This is a genomic window from Deltaproteobacteria bacterium, from assembly GCA_018668695.1.
Lineage (GTDB): Bacteria > Myxococcota > XYA12-FULL-58-9 > XYA12-FULL-58-9 > JABJBS01 > JABJBS01.
In genome coordinates, this window is sequence record JABJBS010000249.1 from 1 (window position 1) to 4,483 (window position 4,483).

Genomic DNA, 4,483 nt, shown 5'->3' on the forward strand with positions numbered 1-4,483 from the left:
GTAGTGAACGTCATCGCCAAAATAAGAATTGAAAAATAGTTGCGCATGTTTCCTCCCAGAAGGCGCGCACACTACTCAGAGTGCTGTGGCGCTTCAAGTGAACTCATGGATAATGTGTTGAGCGGTTCATTCTATTCGGGCAGAAGCCCCCAACTCTTTCATTAAGGACTGCGTATTTATCTAGAATCATAAGACTTTTTTAAGCCCACAGAATGCCCGAGGATTTCTTTTGATCACACCTCAACTAATACGTATGGTTCCTCAGCCTTAAGCGGGCCTCTAATCCAGATAGCTAGCTTGACTAAGTATAGATTTAGACTTAGTCTACCTCCATGAAGGCTCAACTCAACGAACAAGAATTAAAGCAAGTATTGGTTGATGCAGGCGTGGGGCTCACGGCTCAGCGGATTGCCATTGCTCGCTATGTGCTGGTGGAGGGAGATCATCCCACGGCCAGCGAAGTTCTAGAGAATGTGTCGAAGGTGTTGTCTATGGTTTCCAAGGCAACGGTCTACAACACTTTGAGTCTTTTTGTAGAAGCGGGTCTACTCGTTGAGGTGAGCGGCGGGGCTCAAGATCCGGTTCGTTATGACGGCAACACTAAAGCTCATCACCATTTGCGAGACCATCGGACGGGTCGATTAATCGACATACCGTACGAAGATATAGAAATCGCAAATCTTGATGCGTTGAAAAAGCGTTATAATGCGACGCGACTCACAGTCATTATCGAAGGAGAGCCCGCAGGCGGGTAATCCTAATTTAATTAAAATGGTTCATCTACAAGGAGAGACAGGCTCATGTCTGAACTTAAGGGCTCAAAAACAGAAGATAATCTCAAGGCAGCATTTGCTGGCGAATCACAGGCGAACCGCCGTTACCTCTATTTCGCAAAAATGGCGGATGTTGAAGGTTACCCAGAAGTAGCTGGTAACTTTCGTCAGACAGCTGAAGGCGAAACCGGTCACGCACACGGTCACCTCGATTATTTAAAGAAGGTAGGCGATCCAGCTACCGGTCTTCCAATTGATGATACAGCGGCCATGCTCAAGGCAGCTGTTGCTGGCGAAACCCATGAATACACAGATATGTATCCAGGGATGGCTAAGACTGCTCGTGAAGAGGGTTTTGGCGAGGTTGCAGATTGGTTTGAAACACTTGCGAAGGCTGAGAAGTCGCACGCAGGTCGTTTTCAAGAGCTTCTGGAATCCATTAGCTAAGTAGCATGTATTCGGAAATATGCAGCCGGACTCAAAGTTCGGCTGCATACTTCACATTCAAATTTTCAAATTGAAATTTGCAAACGCGTGGGGAGTCACCGCTTCTCGGCGCATGCGTTTGTGCGAATGGGATTCGTAAAGGGGATCGCTATGTCTGGAAGCAAAAATATTTCCTATCTGCCATCAGATGGGATGAGCTATGATCCCATCGAACCGCTTTACTGGGACGAAGAGGCACTCCAAAAGGAACTGACGCGAGCCTATGAGGTTTGTCATGGTTGCCGTATGTGCTTCAAATACTGTGATTCGTTCCCAAATTTATTCGACTTTATTGATAATCAACATGACGGTGATGTTCGGAAAATTACCGACGCCCAAACTTCGAATGTCATGGATGCTTGCTTCCAATGCAAGCTTTGTGAAGTGCAATGCCCGTATACGCCTCGGGAAGGGCATGAGTTTCAGCTCGACTTTCCCAAACTGGTACATCGCTACAAGGCAGTAGAGAACCGTAAAAACGGATCCAGCTTTCGTGATAAGGTTCTCGGAGATCCTGATGCCAGCGCAGCGATGGCACGTAAATCGTTTGGCATTGCCAATGTGATGAACCGTGTGAAGGCTCACCGCTGGATGATGGAAAAGTTCTTGGGAGTCCACCGCGATAAATTGCTTCCCGATTTTGCCTCCACAACCTTCGAGAGATGGGCAGAGCGTGAAAATCTCACGGTGCCAAGTACAGACGAGACGCCGCACGAAGCGGTTCTCTTCCAAACGTGCTACGTTCAGAACAATGAGCCTCAAATTGGCCGTGATACAGTCTTTGTCCTGCAGAAGAGCCAGGTTGATGTCGTGTGTGTTGAGGGACTGAAGTGCTGCGGAATGCCGGCCTGGGAGCATGGTGACCTTGATAAGGTACGAGAGTGGGCGCATGAGAACCTTAACATTCTGATGCCACTGGTTGAAAAAGGTGCGAAAGTGCTCGGCCTTAACCCAACCTGCTCGATGATGATGCGACAGGAGTGGCCGGAGCTTCTCGAAGGTGAAGACCGCGAGCGCGCGAAAAAGCTATCAGAGGCAGTGATGGAGGCGCCGGAGTTTCTCTGGGGTATTCGTAAAGAAGAACGCTTCAATAAAGAGTTTCAAAGTACACCGGGAGTGAAGGTGGCATACCACGCTCCATGCCATTTGAGAGCACAAGCCAAAGGCTTCAAAGGGCGTGATATTTTAAAAATTATTCCGGAAGTCAAACCTAAGCTCACCATGGAATGTTGTGGCCACGACGGTACTTACGCAATGCGTGTTGAAGGGTTTGAAACTTCCATCAGAATAGGCAAAAAGGCATTTGACGGTATGAAAGAGGCGGATGCTGAGGTTTGGGCAACAGATTGTCCGCTCGCAGCATTGCAGTTTGATCAACATGCAGGCGTGCGACCGATGCACCCCATGACTGTTTTGGCGAAGGCCTATCGGCCCGACGGGTTCGAAACACGACTACTGACCGAAGGAGAAAAAGATGAGGAAAGTTAAGCGCGAAGAGATTTTAGAAGGCGATGCATACAATGAGCAGCGATCGAGTATTCGAGCAGATGTTCTGGCGATAAAAGAGCGTAGAAGGGTCCACGTTGGGGAGCACCTTACGTTCCTTTTCGAGACAGCGGATACGATGCGGTATCAAATTCAGGAAATGTTACGCATTGAAGGTTTGGATCAAGAGAAAGATATTCTTCATGAACTCAAGACTTATAATGAGCTTTTAGGCGGCGAGGGTGAGCTTGGTTGCACACTCTTGATTGAGATTGATGACGCCCTGCAAAGAGACATCGTTTTGCGTAAATGGAAAGATTTACCAAAGCATATGTACATGGCCTTGGCTGATGGAAGCCGTGCCATGGCAATTTATGACGACCGTCAAATAGGCGACGACCGATTGTCGGCTGTTCAATATTTAAAGTTCAGTTGTGGCGACCAAAAGCCAGTGGGTATTGGCTTGAGTCACCCTGCAATGGAAATCGATATTGAGCTAAGCGCTGAGCAGCGCGACGCATTGGCCATGGACCTCGAGGTAAACTGAGAGTACTCCGGGTCGCTTTTTGCCTTAAAGGGTTATTGAGCGGCCTGTGCCTTCTTCGCCATATCCAAAGCTACATCCTCAATCATATCTTCTTGGCCACCAACCGTCTTCATACGACCCAACTCAACGAGAATATCCCGTGATGAGAGGTTGTACTTTTTCGCAGCCCGTTGGGCGAAGAGAAGGAAGGACGAATAAACGCCCGCATAACCAAGCACGAGGGCGTCTCTATCGATGCGAACAGGTTGGTCCATCATCGGTACGATAAGATCCTCGGCAACATCCATGAGCTTGAACAGGTTGATACCATGATCTGCGCCCATTCGGTCGAGTACTGCGGTGAAGACCTCTAAAGGTGTATTACCGGCACCTGCTCCCAGGCCAGCTGCAGAACCATCAATACGAACCGCGCCTGACTGCACTGCCGCTACTGAATTGGCAACGCCCATCCCCAAGTTGTGATGGCCATGAAAGCCTACTTCTGTTTCGGGTTTAAGTTCGGCTCTTAAGAGACCTATGCGGTCTGTGACATCGTCAGGGAGCATATAACCGGCTGAGTCTGTGCAATAAATACAGTTTGCGCCAAAGCTTTCCATAAGCAGCGCTTGTTTAAGCAAGTCCTGTGGCGAAATCATATGCGCCATCATCAGGAATCCAACCGTATCCATTTCAAGCTTACGGGCCATGCCGATATGTTGCTCGGATACGTCTGCTTCGGTGCAATGGGTCGCAACGCGGATAGTGTGGACACCGCAGTCATAAGCCATCTTCAAGTGGTCTACAGTTCCTATGCCGGGAAGAAGAAGAGCCGAGATCTTGGCATTCTTCATTTTGGGAATCACTGCATCGAGGTATTCCTTATCCGTTGCTGCCGGAAATCCGTAATTGATTGAGGCGCCGCCTAAACCGTCTCCGTGGGTGACCTCAATCAGCGGAACCTGTGCTTCGTCGAGCCCGGTTGCAACCGCTACCATTTGCTCAACGCTGATTTGATGTTGCTTCGGGTGCATACCATCGCGCAAGCTCATGTCATGTAGAACGACTTTTTTACCTTTGATGTTCATCGTTAATTTCCTATGCGCTTTGTAGATTGAGCCGACCGGCGGTGATTTCTTCAGCAAAAAGCTCACCGGTGCGCAACGCAGCAGCGGTCATAATATCTAGGTTGCCGGCGTAGGCGGGGAGGTAGTCA

The 4,483-nt window shown here is 49.0% G+C and carries 6 protein-coding genes; 4 read left to right on the forward strand and 2 right to left on the reverse strand.

All coding sequences use genetic code 11. The features are described 5' to 3' along the window. Positions 1 to 332 precede the first annotated feature (332 nt). From HOK28_13270 to HOK28_13285, 4 genes are all read left to right on the forward strand, one after another. Positions 333 to 755: a transcriptional repressor gene (locus HOK28_13270; GenBank protein ID MBT6434062.1), complete on the forward strand. Its 423-nt coding sequence runs from the start codon at positions 333 to 335 to the stop codon at positions 753 to 755. 45 nt (positions 756 to 800) lie between these two features. Beyond that, the gene (locus HOK28_13275; protein MBT6434063.1) at positions 801 to 1,220 is read left to right on the forward strand and encodes a rubrerythrin; all 420 of its coding nucleotides are present in this window, start codon (positions 801 to 803) and stop codon (positions 1,218 to 1,220) included. A gap of 150 nt (positions 1,221 to 1,370) precedes the next feature. Next, on the forward strand, positions 1,371 to 2,747 hold the full coding sequence (locus tag HOK28_13280; GenBank protein MBT6434064.1) for a hypothetical protein: 1,377 nt from the start codon (positions 1,371 to 1,373) through the stop codon (positions 2,745 to 2,747). Continuing rightward, positions 2,734 to 3,291 carry a DUF3501 family protein gene (locus tag HOK28_13285; protein MBT6434065.1) on the forward strand — a complete coding sequence of 186 codons (558 nt, stop codon included), beginning with the start codon at positions 2,734 to 2,736 and terminating at the stop codon, positions 3,289 to 3,291. The genes HOK28_13280 and HOK28_13285 overlap by 14 nt, the downstream gene beginning before the upstream one ends. A 32-nt stretch (positions 3,292 to 3,323) precedes the next feature. Here the strand turns inward: HOK28_13285 and dmpG are convergent, their stop codons facing one another. Further along, entirely contained in the window at positions 3,324 to 4,355 is a 1,032-nt protein-coding gene (gene dmpG / locus HOK28_13290; GenBank protein ID MBT6434066.1) for a 4-hydroxy-2-oxovalerate aldolase, read from the reverse strand. Positions 4,356 to 4,365: 10 nt separating this feature from the next. Next, the coding region (locus tag HOK28_13295) for an acetaldehyde dehydrogenase (acetylating) (GenBank protein MBT6434067.1) at positions 4,366 to 4,483 on the reverse strand (118 nt) is incomplete at its 5' end.

Bases quoted from the DNA above. Each gene is read 5' to 3' on its own strand.
- HOK28_13270 (MBT6434062.1), top strand. From the start codon at position 333: ATGAAGGCTCAACTCAACGAACAAGAATTAAAGCAAGTATTGGTTGAT.
- HOK28_13275 (MBT6434063.1), top strand. From the start codon at position 801: ATGTCTGAACTTAAGGGCTCAAAAACAGAAGATAATCTCAAGGCAGCA.
- HOK28_13280 (MBT6434064.1), top strand. From the start codon at position 1,371: ATGTCTGGAAGCAAAAATATTTCCTATCTGCCATCAGATGGGATGAGC.
- HOK28_13285 (MBT6434065.1), top strand. From the start codon at position 2,734: ATGAGGAAAGTTAAGCGCGAAGAGATTTTAGAAGGCGATGCATACAAT.
- dmpG (MBT6434066.1), bottom strand. From the start codon at position 4,355: ATGAACATCAAAGGTAAAAAAGTCGTTCTACATGACATGAGCTTGCGC.